Raw genomic sequence first — 13,009 nt, 5'->3', positions numbered from 1 at the left:
CATGCCCTCGTGGCCGGCGACGAACCCGAGCGGATCGCGCGGGTCGGCGGTGATGCCGGCGATTGGCCCTCTGCGCTCCCACCACTCGGCTCGATTCCGGGCACCCGGCAGTCCGCTGGACCGCCCACAACAGAGCGTCACCGCACCCTGTCCGGATGCAGTAACCGTGCCGTCCGGCCAGTGGTCCGCCGCCGAAAGGGTGAAGCGGCAGGGCCTAGGCTGGGCGGCAGAGTGACCCACAACGCGGTGGGCCGAGGGGAGTGGCCCTAGTCGCGATCGCCGCAGGTCCAGCGGCCTCGCAAAGCGGACGGCACCCGAATCTACCCGGCGTTCAGATAGGTGGTGCGGCAGTGCGCGGCAAGACGCGATCGTGGTGGGGATGGGGAAACATCGAGGACGCGGTGGCCGGCCCGGAGCGGGAGGAACTCAGCCGGCGCACTGCGGAGGTGCTCCCGGGCGCGGACTTGACCGTGCACGAAGCGCCGCCGGTCGAGTCGTTCGGGGTGGGCGCCAGCCGGGTCCAGGCGCCGCAGGCTCTGGCGCCGCTGGTCTCGCAGGACGTCCGCGACCGGCTGGCGCACAGCCACGGGCAGGCGTTCCGCGACGTGGTGCGGGCGCTGCTGGGGAAGCTGTCCGACGTTCCCGACCTCGTCGTGCGCCCGACCTCGGAGGCCGACGTCGTCCACGTGCTGGACTGGTGCACCGATGCGAACATCGCGGTCATCCCGTTCGGGGGCGGCTCTTCGGTGGTGGGAGGCGTCGAGCCCCGTGTGGGCTGCGGGTACTCCGGAGTGGTCAGCTTGGACCTGACCTCGATGAACCACGTCCTTGAGGTCGACTCCACCAGCCGGGCCGCGCTCGTCCAGGCAGGGGTTCTGGGCCCGCATCTGGAGGAGCAGCTCAGGCCGCAGGGGTACACACTTCGGTTCTTCCCCCAGTCCTTCGAGTTCTCCAGCCTCGGCGGTTGGCTGGCCACTCGGGCCGGTGGCCACTTCGCGACGCAGCTCACCCACATCGACGACCTCACCGAGTCGCTGCGGGTGGTCACCCCCGCCGGCGTCATCGAGACCCGCCGGCTTCCGGGCTCGGGCGCCGGTCCCTCCCCGGACCGGTTGTTCCTCGGCTCCGAGGGATCGCTCGGTGTCATCACCCAAGCCTGGGTCCGGCTTCAGGACCGACCCCGCTGGCGGGCCGGCGCCTCGGTGGGTTTCGCGGACTACGACGCGGGCGTTCAGGCCGTGCGCGCGCTGTCCCAGTCCGGGCTCCACCCGGCCAACTGCCGGCTCCTGGATCCGATGGAGGCACTGATCAACGCGGGCTCCTCGACCGCTGTCCTGGTGCTCGGCTTCGAATCCGCCGATCACCCCGTCACCGCCTGGATGGAACGGGCGCTGGAGCTGTGCCGTGACCACGGCGGAGTCCTGCCCGAGCCGCCGCGTTACACCGACACCGCCGACCAGGCCGCGCGCAGCGGAGCCGCCGATACCTGGCGCTCCTCGTTCGTGCGGATGCCGTACCGGCGGGACGCGCTCGCGGCTCAGGGCATGATTGTGGAGACCTTCGAGACGGCCTGCACGTGGGACCGGTTCGACTCTCTACGCGCGGCCGTCAACGCCGCAGCCGAGGACGCCATGCACCAGGTCGGCGCCACAGGAGTCGTGACCTGCCGCTTCTCCCACGTCTACCCCGACGGCCCCGCACCGTATTTCGGGATCTACGCCGCTGGTGGGTGGGGCAAGACGGTGGAGCAGTGGGACGAGATCAAGGCGGCGGTCTCCGAGGCGCTGATCGCGGGCGGAGCCACCATCACCCACCATCACGCGGTGGGCCGTGATCACCGGCCGTGGTACGACCAGCAGCGCCCCGACCTGTTCGCCTCCGCGCTCCAGGCCGGCAAGGCGGCACTCGACCCGGCGGGGATCCTCAACCCCGGCGTGGTGATCGATCCCCTGCGCAACCGGTGAGGACACTGTCGGTGCGCGCGGTCACCGGCAGCAGCGACCGAGTTCAGAACCTCCGGTGCAGCAGGTCCAGACCCTCGGGCGCCCGCGTCCCGGTCGGGGAGAAGGATCTGCCCACCGCCGCCTTGAGCGCGTCGTAGCCGCGTTGCCGATCCAGGATGGATGGGAAAGGGACAGCTGTCCGTTCCCATCCATCCCGGGCCACCCGGACCCGGTCTGACCTGAGACGGCCCACGATAGCGAGAAGAGCCGAAGGCTGTGGCTTCTCACTATCGTGGGCCATCGCGCTGTTTGTCTTCTGATCGTGGTGGGCGTGGTGCCGTCACCGAAGGAGACATCGCAAGCGAGACAACGCTGGGTCACCGCCAGGCAGCCACAGGACGAGCATTACCGGCGGCCCGGCCAAGAGCCAGGAGCCGGCTGCGGAATGCCACCCCGTCCGGCCGGGTAGACACCCGCGTGGACAGCGGACCGATCGGTGACCACGGTTTCCTCGCGGACGGTCGCACCGCGGTCCTGGTGGACCGGGCCGGATCGGTGAACTGGTGGTGCCCACTACGCTTCGACGGGCCCTCCGTCTTCGGGCGGTTGCTCGACGACGACGCCGGGCACTGGTCGATCCAGCCGGAGGACCACTTCACCTCCGAGCGGTCCTACCTGGACGACACGCTCGTGCTGCGTACCGTCTTCACCACCCGCCAGGGCAGCGTGGCGGTGACCGACGCCCTCGCGCTGGAGCCCGGCGCACGAGGCCACGACATCGGCCTGCGCTCACCGCGGGTGCTGGGCCGCGTGGTCGAGGGGCTCTCCGGCGAGGTGCCGGTGCGCCTGGACTACCGGCCACGGTTCGAGTACGGGCGGGTGACCGCCTACCTGACGGGGCAGGAGGGCGTGGTCCACGCGACCGCCGGCGGCTGCCGGCTGAGCCTGCGCGCCGACGTCCCGCTGGAGTGCGGGCACGGTGACGCCACCGCGACCTTCACCGTCCGGGCCGGCCAAACCTACCGCTTCACCCTCGGCCACGCGCCGACCTACGATGCCGACCCGCCCGCGTTGCCCGACGCCGACCGGGTGGTGGCCGACGCCGTCGCCGGCTGGCGCTCCTGGGCCGACCTGCATGCGGACCAGTACCGCGGCCTGTTCCGCGACGAGGTGCGGCACAGCGCCCTCATCCTGCAGGGAATGACCTACCGACCCAGCGGCGCGATCGTCGCGGCGGCCACCACCTCGCTGCCCGAGGAACCGGGTGGGGACCGCAACTACGACTACCGCTACGTCTGGGTGCGCGACTTCAGCCTCACCCTCCAGGCCCTCTGGCGGGCGGCCTGCCCGGACGAGGCCAACCGGCAGTTCGCCTGGGTGGCCCGGGCGATGGGGCGCATCGGTGACGAACCGGTGCCCATCATGTACGGGGTGCAGGGGGAGCGGGACCTCACCGAGCACCCCCTCGACCACCTCGCCGGGTACGCCGACAGCCGGCCGGTCTTCGTCGGCAACGAGGCCTGGAGGCAGCGGCAGTCCGACGTGCTCGGCGAGATCCTCGACGCGGCCTGGCTGATGCGCCACTACCTCGACCCGATGATGCCCGACGTGCGCCAACTACTGCGGGACCTCGCCGACCAGGCGGTGCGCAACTGGCAGCGGCCGGACGCCGGCATGTGGGAGGCCCGCGACGCCGAACGGCACTACGTCTCGTCCAAGGTGCAGTGCTGGACGGCGCTGGACCGGGCCGTCCGCTTCGGCCCGCGGCTCGGCGACCAGACCGACGTGGCCCGCTGGGCCGCCGCCCGGGACGAGATCCGCGAGGCCGTACTGACCCAGGGCTGGCACGAGCGGCTCGGCGCGTACACCGGGGCCTTCGGTTCCGACAAGCTGGACGCCTCGGTGCTGCTCATGCCGCTGGTCGGCTTCCTGCCGGCCGACGACCCGCGGATGCGCTCCACGGTGCGCGTGATCGAACGCGAGCTGTCCCACGACGGGCTGCTGCGCCGCTGGGACGGCGACCCGGCCGGCTTCGTCATCTGCTCGTTCTGGCTGGTCAGCTGCCTGGCGCTGGCCGGTGAGGTGGACCGGGCCCACCACATGTTCGGGCGGCTCGCCGCCCGGGCCAATGATCTGGGGCTCTTCGCCGAGCAGATCGACCAAGCCACCGGGGAGCAGCTCGGCAACTTCCCGCAGGCCTTCTCGCACATCGGGCTGATCAATGCCGCCGGCAGGCTCACCGAGGCCCCCGAACGGCGCGCCGCCGCGGGCCAGCCGCCAGCCTCCGTGGTTCGTTCCGTCAAGGTTCGATAATGTACATTATGTCAAGTAGCGCGGGTGGGGCCCTCTTCCGGAGAGCCGCAGCGCGGCTCACGGCGAGTCCCGTTCGGCCGCCTGGGGCGTCCTGTGGTCTCCGTGCGCAACACTCCGTCCACAGCCCTGATGCGGGTCAAAGCACGCCGACGCCGCCAGGCCCGAGGCCGCGGATCTACCGCGCATGACACGGCGCAGACCCGCGCCGCCCACCTGCGAAATTCTCGGTGACGACCTCTGCGGGCCGACCGGCCTCTTGCCGGCCGTGCGTCGACGCCGCTCCCCTCTCCCGGGATAGCCAGAAACCCGAAAATCCTGCATAATATCCCTTATGCATGACAAACAGGACGAATCGGTAGGACGTCTGATCGAGGAGTTCCTGACCGCCCGGGCCACCCGCAAGCCCTCCCCGCACACCCTCGCGGCCTACCGGCGGGACCTGCACATCGTCGCCGCGCTGGTGGGCGAGGACAGCACCCCTCCCCTCCCCCTCGACCGGCTCATGATCGACGCCCTCTCTCCCCGGATCATGCGGGTCGCGTTCGCCCGGTTCGCCGCCCCCCGCGCCGCCGCCTCGGTGCACCGGGCCTGGTCGACGTGGAACAGCTTCTTCACCTTCCTGGTCGCCGAGGGGGTCGTACCGGGAAATCCCATGCCGGCGGTGGGACGGCCCCGCGCCCCGCTCCCCCAGCCCAAGCCGCTGCGCGGCGAGGACACCCCGGAGGAGCTGCTCGCCGCGGTGGCCCGCGAGGACGGTCGGCAGCGCGACCCGTGGCCGGAGCGGGACGTGGCGGTGCTGGCGCTGGCGCTCTGCGCCGGGCTGCGCCTGGCCGAACTGCTGGCGCTGCGGGTGGCGTCGGTGGCCGGTCGGCCCGGGGAACGCCGGGTCGACGTGGCGGGCAAGGGCGGTCGTCCCCGGGTGGTGCCGATCGAGGACGACCTGGACCGGGTGCTGACGGACTACCTGGACAGCCGCGCCCGCCGGTTCGGCGCGCGCAGCGTACGGCCGGATTCCGCGCTGCTGGTCGACCGGCGGGGCGAGCCGCTGCGCCGGGGTGGGTTGCAGTATCTGGTGGAGTCCTGTTACCGGCGGTCCGGGATCGGCGACCGGGTGCCGCACGGGGCGCGGCTGCACGCGCTGCGGCACACGTTCGCGACCCGGCTGGCGGAGGACGGGGCGAGCGCGGCGGAGATCATGCGGCTGCTGGGGCACGCGTCGCTGGCGTCGTCGCAGACCTACATCGAGGTGACAGCGGGTCAGCAGCGGGCGGCGGTGCGGTCGAACCGTACGAACCGGGCGTTGGCGGGTCTGGGGTGGCGGCGAGCTGTCGGGTGAGGAGCGGGGGTCGGGGTCTCACCGCGGCGGGCCGGCGTATCGACAAGGCCTTCCGGGAGCCGTTCGCTGTCGACGGTGAGCCGGTGTTGATCGGCGCGAGCACCGGCATGGTCTGCGGTGACCCGGACGAGGGCGGCGAGCGGACGTCGCAATGGACACGGCCAGGCAGGAGCGCCGCGAGGTTTCGGGGGTACGGACCAGCGTGGCGTGAGGCGCGCCAGGTCGGTCGTGCCCGCCGCTGGTGGCCCGCGGTCAGCCCTGCGGACGGTGCCGCCGGTCGAGCGAACGACGGTGCCGCTGCAGTGCCCGCTGGTGGGCGTACGCGAGCAGCCGGTGGAACTCCGCTGTGCTGCGGACGCCGGGGTTGAGCACGCACGCCCAGCCGTGGGTGCCGTAGGCGGGGTGGGGAAGGATCTGGTCGAGGGTGGTGAAGTCGACCGACGGGCGGTGGACGGCGCACTGGGCCGGCGGGTAGCCGAACCGGTGCTGGAACTCCTGGCGGCCGATGTCCAGGTTGACCCGGAAGACGCCCGGCCGGTCGAGCTGTGAGTCCTCGTCGAAGCCGGTGGTGTCGTGCGCGACGATCGTGGCGAAGGGTCGTCGGCGGTCGGGGCCGACGAAGAAGAACCGCTCGCCCCAGCTCGACGGCGGGACGCCCGACGCCTCGTCGGCCCGTACGACGGTGACCTCGGGCAGGGTGAGGATGCGGTCGGCGATGTCGGCCTCGCTCGGGGCCGGCCGGGTCGCGTCGACGTGCAGCAGGGCGTCGCAGTGCTCGAGGGTCGCCTCGTCGAGCGGGAAGTATCCCTGTTCGGGGGTGATGTCGGTGCGGGTGCGCAGGGTGCCCGCCCGCCGCAGGGGTGCGGGGTCGACGAGGGCGGTGCGCCGGCCCAGGGCGCCCTCGAACGTGTCGGCGGCGGGTTCCGCAAGGTTCAGGGCGGCGCTGGCGCCGAGGCTGCCGACGACGACTGCGTAGCGCCGGCCCAGCAGCGCCGACACGATGGCCCCGGCGCTGGACCACCGCAGGTCCATGTCGGCCAGTCGCCAGGTGCTGGGGTGCCGCTGCAGGTGGCGGTTGTGGGCGAAGACCAGTGTGGGCCCGCGGTCCTGTTCGTCGGTGCGGATGTCGAGCAGGTGCTGGGCCATCCAGGCGTCGCGGACGGCGAGCAGCCGGGAGGTGCGCGCGGCCGGGGTGGTCTTCTGGGCGGCCTGGGCGTGGTAGCGCAGCAGACCCAGCGCGGTGGTGGCGTGCACCCGCGTGCGGTGCCAGGCGGCGCGTGACGTTGCGGCCGTCAGCGCCGGGGCGTGGGCGTGCAGGGTGGTGAGCAGGTCGTCGGCGACGACGCGCAGTGCGGCGGCTTCGGGCGTGGCGCCGACGGACCGCTCCGGGTCCATGATCGCCGCCTGGTCGTGCCACCGTTCGTCGTCGCCGAGGAGGCTGTCGAGGTCGGCGCGGCCGTGCAGGAATGTGTCCGGCCCGAGGTGTTCGACCAGGTAGGTGTGCGCGTGCTGCAGGTGGCGTCGGGGGCTGGGCGCGCCGGTCATCTCCAGTGGCGCGTCGAACCCGTGGAAGGACAGGCGTTCGGCCGACGGGCGGTCGTCGTTGTACGCGCGCATCCAGGCCACGAGCTCGCGATTGGCGTCGAGCTGTCCGAAGCCGTGGCTGAAGCCGCGGGTCAGCACCGTCTCGAGGTCGGCGTCGCCGCCGTGGACGTACGCGTCGACGTGGAACGCGGCGACGCGGTCGGACTCGACGGCGACGGACCGGAAGCCGTGCGCGACCAGCGCTTCGAGGATGCGGTTGCGCAGGTGTGGGAAGGCCGGCTCGCCGTGGGTGGGCTCGCCGAGGGCCAGGAGCTGCGGCGGCGCGGGCAACGCCCGCAGCAGGGACGCGACCGCGGCGGCGTGGCCGGGTCCGGTCAGGTCGTACGACCAGCCGGCGGCAGGTACGGGAGAAGAAGCCATGACCTCTACCGTATCGTTGAACGTCCCATTGAGACTTTTCCGCGATGCGACCCGGGGGCTGCATGTGAACCCTCAAGCCGCGCGGGACAGGTCTGTCGGCCGGTGGATCTCACCCGTGCGCACGGCTACCCGGTCGGCGCCGAGATCATGCGGGCCGCGGTCCGCGGTGAGGTCGACGCGGCCCTGCGCGCGGTCGACCGCAGCCACGCCCAGTTGCTGGCCGACCGGGAGACGCTCGATGCCGTCGAGATGACCGTCGCCGTGCTCACCGCGTCGGCTACCGGCTGGCGCATCTGGCGACCGTCATGCGGCAGGTGCGGGCCGCCGACGGACCTGGGCCGCCGACGGACCTGGGCCGCTGGCGGAGTCGCTGTACGGGTGGCGGCGCCGGTTGGCCTCGCGGGGGCGCGCGATGCTGGTGGCCTCCGGCCGCCCCGCCGACCCTCGAGGCGGCCGGAGGCTGACCGGTTCCGGCCGGTGGCAGGATCGCCGTGGCGACGTACGCCCGGTGCCACGCGGTCCTGGCGGCGGACGCGCCGGGCCGGGAGGTGGCGTTGCGGCCGGCGTTCGAGGCGGCGGTGGCGGATCTTCAGGTGGCGTCGGCGGCGCAGCGGCGGCGGGCGGACGAGGTGGTGGCGTCGCTGTCGAGGTGGTGGGCGGTGGCGGGTGCGATCGGCGGGTGGGATGTGGCAGGCTGACCGCTGACGCGACTGGCGGCATCGGGGATGGCAGTAACCATCGGGGAGCTCGTCGCGGGGGTCGACCGCCTGGGCCTCCGCGGGCGAGGTGTGGCATGTCTTCTTCGGGTACGACGGCTCGGCTGTTGCCGGGTGGGCCGGTTGCGGAGCGGGTGCTGGCGGAGGTCGCCGAGGACGTGGCGGCGCTGCGCGCGGCGGGGGTGACGCCGGCGTTGGCGACGGTGCTGGTGGGTGACGACGACGCCAGTGCCGGGTACATCCGGATCAAGCAGCGGCAGGCGGCGGAGCTGGGGTTCGCCTCGCCGCACGTGCACCTGCCGGCCTCGAGCGCACAGGCGGATCTGCATCGGGTGTTGGAGGACTTCAACGCGGACAAGGATGTGCACGGGGTGCTGGTGCAGTATCCGATCCCGGGGCATCTGGACTACGACCGGGCGTTGCAGGTGCTGGATCCGGACAAGGACGTCGACGGGCTGCACCCGATGAACATGGGGCGGCTGGCGTTGGGCCTGCCGGGGCCGCTGCCGTGCACGCCGGCGGGCATCGAGGCGCTCCTGGCGTTCCACGGGGTGCCGGTGGCGGGCCGGGAGGTGGTGATCCTGGGTCGGGGCGCCACGCTGGGTCGGCCGTTGGCGATGCTGCTGGCGCAGAAGCGGCCGACGGCGAACGCGGCGGTGACGGTGGTGCACACCGGGGTGGCGGACTGGCCGCGCTACACGCGGCGGGCGGAGATCCTGATCGCGGCGGCGGGGGTGCCGGGCATCATCCAGCCGGAGCATGTGCGTCCGGGTGCGGTGGTGGTCGGCGGCGGGGTGCGCTACGAGGGCCGGCGGCTGCTGCCGGACGTGGACGAGTCGTGTGCCGAGGTGGCGGGGGCGATCACGCCGCGGGTCGGTGGGGTGGGGCCGACGACGGTGGCGATGTTGTTCCGCAACGCGGTGCTGGCGGCGCGGCGGGCGGCCGGCTTGAGCTGAGGCCCCCCGGGGGGTCGCGGTGGCCGGCGGGGCGGGCGTTCGCCGCGCCGGTCAGCCGAGGTCGACGACGAGGGGCCGGTGGTCGGAGATGGCCGACAGCGGGGTGTCGACGGCGGTGACCGGCGGGAGCCGGTCCAGGCCCTGCCGGTCGGCGAGGACGTGGTCGAGCTGGACGCGGGGCTGCCCGGCGGGATAGGTGGGGTGGCGGCCGAGGGGCCGCCACCGGGACAGCAGCGCGGCGGGTCCGGCGGGGAGGTTGAGGTCGCCCAGCAGGATCCGCGGGGCGGGCAGGGCGCGCAGGGCGCGGACGACGCGGCGCAGTTGGAGGATGTTCCAGCCGGGCACGAAGGACAGGTGGGTGGCGGCGACGGTGAGCGGGCCGTGCGGGGCGTCCAGGACGGCGGCGAGGACGACGCGGGGTTCGTCGCGCAGCAGGACGAGTCCGCCGCCGGGGCCGGGGACGTAGATCGGGGATCGTACGGGGGCCGGTCGTAGCCGGGTGACCTGCCAGGAGCGCACGGGATAGCGGCTGACCAGGCCGATGCCGTAGCAGGGTTCGCCGTGGCCGTCGTCGTCGTGGTTCAGGGGGCGGAACTGTTCGCCGGGGGTGCCGACGACGGCGGCGGCGAAGCGGTGTTCGGGGGCGCCCAGGGCGCGGGCGGCGATGGCGGTGAGGTCCAGGTTGCCGCTGCGGGACTGGTCGCGGTCGACCTCCTGCAGGGCGAGGATGTCGGCGTCGAGGGCGGTGACGGCGGCGGTGAGCCGGTCGGGGTCGACGAGTCCGTCGGTGAGGGATCGCCCGTGCAGCAGGTTGAAGGTGGCCAGGCGCACGAGCACACCCTACGTCGCCGTGGCAGGGTTGCCGGGTGCTCAAGGCGTTGGTCTGTTCGGTGCTGGTGTTCGTGGCGGTGGCGTCGGTCGGTGTGTGGTTGCGGCGGCGGCGGGGCCGCTGAACCCACCGCCGGGGCGGTGAGGCTGGCCACAGCTGGTCTCGCCGGTGCGCCGGGGGTGGGCAGAATTGCCGCCCGTGGACCCCTTGTCGCTGACCACCCTGCTGACCGCGGCCGCCATGGCGGGCTGGGTGGACGCGGTGGTCGGCGGGGGTGGGCTGTTGCTGCTGCCGGCGCTGCTGGTGGCCGCGCCGGGGGTGCCGGTGGCGACCGCGTTGGGCACGAACAAGCTGGCGGCGATCTTCGGCACGTCGACGGCTGCGGTGACGTACGCGCGGCGCACGAAGCTGGACTGGGCGGTGGCCGGGCCGTCGGCCGGGTTGGCGGTGCTGACGGCCGGGCTGGGCGCGGCCCTCGCGGGGGCGGTGCCGGCGGGGGCGTACCGGCCGGTGGTGCTGCTGGTGCTGGTGTCGGTGGCGGTGTTCGTGCTGGTGCGGCCCCGGTTGGGGGTGGTGGCGCAGCCGGCGCGGCGTACCCCGCGGCGGGTGGTCGCGGCGGTGGCGGTCGCCGGCCTGGGCATCGCCCTGTACGACGGGTTGATCGGCCCGGGCACGGGCACGTTCCTGGTGCTGGCGTTCACCGCGCTGGTGGGGGCGGACTTCGTGCACGGCTCGGCGATGGCGAAGGTGGTCAACGCGGGCACGAACCTGGGCGCGCTGGTGGTGTTCGCGTGGACGGGGCACGTGTGGTGGCTGCTGGGCGCGGCGATGGCGGTGTGCAACGTCGCCGGCGCCGCGCTGGGCGCGCGGATGGCGTTGCGGCGCGGCGCCGGTTTCGTGCGGGTGGTGCTGCTGGTGGTGGTGCTGGCCCTGGTCGGGAAGCTGGGCTACGACCAGTGGCTGGCCAGCTGATCGGCCGGTGGGTCGCCTGACCGGCCGGCGGCGAGCGTCGGCTCAGGCGTGCCGGACGACGTCGTCGTAGTCGAGCCGGGGCAGCCGGGGGAACCAGGCGTCCGGGCCGGGCTTGCCGATGTTGACCACGAGCACGGACCTCCAGCCGTTGTCGGCGAAGAACTCCTTGTCGAGGCCGTCGGCGTCGAAGCCGCCCATCGGTCCGGCGGCCAGCCCGGCGGCCCGGACGGCGAGCAGCCAGTAGCCGATCTGCAGGGTGGCGTTGAACCGGGCCATCCGCTCGCGGGCCTGCACGTCGCCCGCGAGGGCGTCGCGCATCTGCGCGCGGATCGGGAAGACCCGCGGGATGAACTCGTGGAAGTCGGTGTCGGCGGCCAGCACGGCGACGACCGGTGCGGACGCGGTCTTGGCCCGGTTGCCCTCGTTCATGTGGGTGAGCAGCCGTTCGCGGGGCTCACCGTCGCGGATGTAGAGCACCCGCAGCGGCTGGGTGTTCGCGGCGGTGGGCGGGTACTTGGCGAGTTCGAAGATGGCCCGCAGTTGCTCGTCGCTGACGGGTTCGTCGGTGAACGTGTTGGCGGTGCGGGCGTCGGTGAACAGCTGCGCCCGCGCCTCGGGGTGCAGGGTGATCAGGTCGGTCATCAGGGATCCTCGCTCTGATTGGGGTCCTCCTGCAACAGTAGCAGCTAGCTTTTTAGTAGTGCCGTGTCGTGTCGGCGCGGCCGGTATCCTCGGGGTATGACGGCCAGGCCGGAAGTCGGCGGCACAGCACGGGCGTGCGACGGGGGGATCGCCCGCGCCTTCGCGTTCCTCGGCAAGCGGTGGAACGGCGTGCTGCTGGCCACCCTGGCCAACGGACCGGCCGGCTTCGCCGAGCTGACCCGCGCACTGCCGGGGATCAGCGAATCGGTGCTCTCCGACCGCCTCGGCGAACTGGCCCGGGTGGGGCTGGTCTCCCGGACCGTGCGGGAGGGGCCCCCGCTGGGGGTCAGCTACCAGCTCACCGAGCGGGGCGCGGCGCTGGTGCCCGCCCTGGACGCCCTGGCGCGCTGGGCCCACGAGAACCTGCCCGTCGAACCGGCAGGCCGCCCCGGCTGCTGACCGGCGCTGTGTGATCATCGTCGGATGCCGGTACGCGCTGAACACGACCGGGCCGTCCTGGCCGACCTGCTGAGCCGGGACCCGGTGCTGCACGCGTATCAGCTGGGCGACCTGGACGACTTCTTCTGGCCGTACACCTCGTGGTTCCGCCGGGACGACCAGGTGGCGCTGCTCTACCACGGTGTCGCGCTGCCGACGCTGCTGGCGTTCGCGTCCCCGCGGCGGACCGCGGAGCTGGCGGAGCTGCTCACCGACCTCGCGCCGCTGCTGCCGGCCCGGCTGTGGGCGCACCTGTCCCCCGGCCTGGACACGACGCTGGCGCGGTGGTTCCGGGTCGCCGACGCCGCGACGCACCACCGGATGGCGTTGACCGACCCGGCGCGGCTGGCCCGGGTCACGCCCGCCGGCGAGGTGCTCGGCCCGGCCGACCTGCCCGAGCTGCTCGACCTCTACGCCACCGCCTACCCGGGCAACTGGTTCGACCCGCGGATGCTCGACACCGGCCAGTACGTCGGGGTCCGCGCCGCCGGTGAGCTGGTCACCGTCGCCGGCGTGCACGTCTGGTCGCCGACGTTCCGGGTGGCCGCGCTCGGCAACGTCACCACCCACCCGCGGGCGCGGGGACGCGGCCTGGCCGGCGCCGCCGTGGCCGCGCTGTGCGCCCGGCTGGCCGGCAGCGTCGACCACGTCACCCTCAACGTGCGGGCCGACAACCCGGCGCTGCGGCTGTACGAGCGGCTCGGCTTCACCCGCGTCGCCGACTTCGTCGAGTGCGGCCTGCACCACCGCGGGTGACGGCGAAGGTCGTCCAGCCTGACACGTCCAGTCGCCACGCCGGGTCAACAACCCGACCCTGAGCTGGGCTTATGTCGGACCCG

Annotated in this window: 12 protein-coding genes; 8 read left to right on the top strand and 4 right to left on the bottom strand. The window is 73.2% G+C overall.

Annotated features, from left to right (window positions below; genetic code table 11):
- Positions 1 to 350: 350 nt before the first annotated feature.
- From ACFOYX_RS30985 to ACFOYX_RS30975, 3 genes are all read left to right on the top strand, one after another.
- Positions 351 to 1,964: an FAD-binding oxidoreductase gene (locus tag ACFOYX_RS30985; protein ID WP_322439313.1), complete on the top strand. Its 1,614-nt coding sequence runs from the start codon at positions 351 to 353 to the stop codon at positions 1,962 to 1,964.
- Between the two features lie 456 nt (positions 1,965 to 2,420).
- The gene (locus ACFOYX_RS30980; protein ID WP_322439312.1) at positions 2,421 to 4,256 is read left to right on the top strand and encodes a glycoside hydrolase family 15 protein; all 1,836 of its coding nucleotides are present in this window, start codon (positions 2,421 to 2,423) and stop codon (positions 4,254 to 4,256) included.
- 331 nt (positions 4,257 to 4,587) lie between these two features.
- Positions 4,588 to 5,592 carry a tyrosine-type recombinase/integrase gene (locus ACFOYX_RS30975; RefSeq protein WP_322439311.1) on the top strand — a complete coding sequence of 335 codons (1,005 nt, stop codon included), beginning with the start codon at positions 4,588 to 4,590 and terminating at the stop codon, positions 5,590 to 5,592.
- A gap of 252 nt (positions 5,593 to 5,844) precedes the next feature.
- Here ACFOYX_RS30975 and ACFOYX_RS30970 read toward each other — a convergent pair whose 3' ends face one another.
- Together ACFOYX_RS30970 and ACFOYX_RS30965 are read right to left on the bottom strand one after the other, a co-directional pair.
- Positions 5,845 to 7,557 (bottom strand): DUF6194 family protein, encoded by a 1,713-nt coding sequence (locus ACFOYX_RS30970; protein WP_322439310.1) that lies wholly within the window; start codon positions 7,555 to 7,557, stop codon positions 5,845 to 5,847.
- 72 nt (positions 7,558 to 7,629) lie between these two features.
- A complete protein-coding gene (locus ACFOYX_RS30965) occupies positions 7,630 to 7,764 on the bottom strand; it encodes a hypothetical protein (RefSeq protein ID WP_322475074.1) in 135 nt (44 codons plus the stop codon).
- Between the two features lie 284 nt (positions 7,765 to 8,048).
- On the opposite strand from ACFOYX_RS30965, the gene ACFOYX_RS30960 reads away from it, so the two are divergent.
- Both ACFOYX_RS30960 and ACFOYX_RS30955 read left to right on the top strand, forming a co-directional pair.
- The gene (locus ACFOYX_RS30960) at positions 8,049 to 8,255 is read left to right on the top strand and encodes a hypothetical protein (protein ID WP_322439308.1); all 207 of its coding nucleotides are present in this window, start codon (positions 8,049 to 8,051) and stop codon (positions 8,253 to 8,255) included.
- 95 nt (positions 8,256 to 8,350) lie between these two features.
- Positions 8,351 to 9,229 (top strand): tetrahydrofolate dehydrogenase/cyclohydrolase catalytic domain-containing protein, encoded by an 879-nt coding sequence (locus ACFOYX_RS30955; RefSeq protein WP_322439307.1) that lies wholly within the window; start codon positions 8,351 to 8,353, stop codon positions 9,227 to 9,229.
- Between the two features lie 51 nt (positions 9,230 to 9,280).
- Here the strand turns inward: ACFOYX_RS30955 and ACFOYX_RS30950 are convergent, their stop codons facing one another.
- On the bottom strand, positions 9,281 to 10,060 hold the full coding sequence (locus ACFOYX_RS30950; RefSeq protein ID WP_322439306.1) for an endonuclease/exonuclease/phosphatase family protein: 780 nt from the start codon (positions 10,058 to 10,060) through the stop codon (positions 9,281 to 9,283).
- A 196-nt stretch (positions 10,061 to 10,256) separates the two neighbouring features.
- Here ACFOYX_RS30950 and ACFOYX_RS30945 point away from each other — a divergent pair, with 196 nt between their 5' ends.
- Entirely contained in the window at positions 10,257 to 11,030 is a 774-nt protein-coding gene (locus tag ACFOYX_RS30945) for a TSUP family transporter (RefSeq protein WP_322439305.1), read from the top strand.
- Positions 11,031 to 11,072: 42 nt separating this feature from the next.
- On the opposite strand, the gene ACFOYX_RS30940 is transcribed toward ACFOYX_RS30945, so the two are convergent.
- On the bottom strand, positions 11,073 to 11,672 hold the full coding sequence (locus ACFOYX_RS30940; protein ID WP_109805492.1) for a malonic semialdehyde reductase: 600 nt from the start codon (positions 11,670 to 11,672) through the stop codon (positions 11,073 to 11,075).
- Between the two features lie 96 nt (positions 11,673 to 11,768).
- Between ACFOYX_RS30940 and ACFOYX_RS30935 the strand changes: the two genes are divergently transcribed.
- On the top strand, positions 11,769 to 12,131 hold the full coding sequence (locus ACFOYX_RS30935; protein WP_109805493.1) for a helix-turn-helix domain-containing protein: 363 nt from the start codon (positions 11,769 to 11,771) through the stop codon (positions 12,129 to 12,131).
- Positions 12,132 to 12,155: 24 nt separating this feature from the next.
- Positions 12,156 to 12,926 carry a GNAT family N-acetyltransferase gene (locus tag ACFOYX_RS30930; RefSeq protein WP_322439304.1) on the top strand — a complete coding sequence of 257 codons (771 nt, stop codon included), beginning with the start codon at positions 12,156 to 12,158 and terminating at the stop codon, positions 12,924 to 12,926.
- The last annotated feature ends 83 nt before the right edge of the window (positions 12,927 to 13,009 follow it).

The sequence above is a fragment of the Micromonospora sp. GCM10011541 genome (genome assembly GCF_042650725.1).
GTDB lineage: Bacteria > Actinomycetota > Actinomycetes > Mycobacteriales > Micromonosporaceae > Micromonospora > Micromonospora sicca.
The sequence above is the reverse complement of the archived record's forward strand: the minus strand, read 5'-3'. Positions and strand labels throughout refer to the sequence as shown.